This window comes from Vibrio sp. 10N.222.46.A1 (genome assembly GCF_041473595.1).
In the GTDB taxonomy this organism is placed as follows: domain Bacteria; phylum Pseudomonadota; class Gammaproteobacteria; order Enterobacterales; family Vibrionaceae; genus Vibrio; species Vibrio tasmaniensis_A.
Genome location: NZ_JBFRSN010001550.1, coordinates 1 through 1,330, shown reverse-complemented (window position 1 = coordinate 1,330; position 1,330 = coordinate 1). Strand labels below are relative to the sequence as shown.

Below are 1,330 nucleotides of genomic sequence, written 5' to 3'. Positions count from 1 at the left end.
ATTAACAGTAAGGTGCTATGTTAGAAGTGGTATAGAAACCTACTAATAATGATATTAAACAATGATATAACTATAAATAAAGGTTGGCTTTGACCATGTTTGACTACTCCCAAATCAGCAGAGTAGCCGCCCAAGATAAAGACATTATCGCTATCGTTGATGATCTCTTTCGGCTAGCTCGCGAACATTACCCCATTCTATCTAGGCTTTCGGTCGTGCTGTGCAATGAAAATAGAGCATCGAATTATTTTGTTTCGGATACTCTGTGCCAAGAAGCTGAGCATCGCTACATCGAACAAGAACTAAAGCCAGAATCAGCTTTATCTAGAATGGCTGAGTCTTTAGATACTCGAATCATCCACGACCTCACCACCATTAGCCCAACCAAACAAATATCTCACTTGCTCGATATCGGTCATCAAAGCAGTTACACAACACCTATTCATCATCAAGAAAGTAATCTTGGGTTTGTGTTTATCAATGCTTCATCAACGGGGTTCTTTGCTAACCAAACCATCCAGTGTGATATCGCTTATCTCACTCAAGTGATCTCTAGCCTTTTCATTCAATGGTTTGAGCGCCAACGTCACTTTCAATCCTCTTTAGCGATTGCTTTAAACATGGGTCATGCGAGAGACCCAGAGACTAAAGAACACCTTATTCGCATGGGTAAATACAGTGAACACATTGCTCGTACTCTGTCGCACAGCAAGGAAGAAATTACGCACCAATTCATTCACCGAATTCGGCTGTATGCGCCCTTTCACGACATAGGTAAATATCGAATTCCAGATAAAGTGCTATTCAGTAGCGCACGCTTTAATGAAGAAGAACGAGCCGTCATGGACAACCACACCTTGTACGGTGAAGAAATGATTAACAATGTGGTTGCCCTATCATGCCATAGCGCGATGTGTTCTGAGGAAATCCAATTCATTAAAAATATCGTACGTCATCATCATGAAAGGTTTGATGGCACAGGGTTGCCCGATGCTTTGAGTAACACAGCAATACCGCTCGAAGCACGCATCGTGACATTAGCCGATGTATTCGATGCGCTGATGAGCAAAAGAGCCTATAAGCACGCGTGGACACTCGATGAAGTCATGGATTACATTGAGGCTCACTCGGGTTCGATGTTCGACCCTGAGTGTGTTGTGGCTCTTAAACAGAACCTAGATGGCTTTATGGCAATTAGGGAGCAATACAATGACGATGTTCAACCACACGTCATGACAGCTTGATCTATGACACCTTGAACTGTAACGCCTTGGTTGTGTAGACCAAAGAAAAAGCCAACCAACAAAAAAGGATGCCAATTGGCATCCTT

General features: G+C 42.7%; 1 protein-coding gene. It reads left to right on the top strand.

The features are described 5' to 3' along the window. The first annotated feature begins 83 nt into the window (after positions 1-83). The gene (locus AB4496_RS28005) at positions 84-1,244 is read left to right on the top strand and encodes an HD-GYP domain-containing protein (RefSeq protein WP_102257299.1); all 1,161 of its coding nucleotides are present in this window, start codon (positions 84-86) and stop codon (positions 1,242-1,244) included. Positions 1,245-1,330 lie beyond the last annotated feature (86 nt).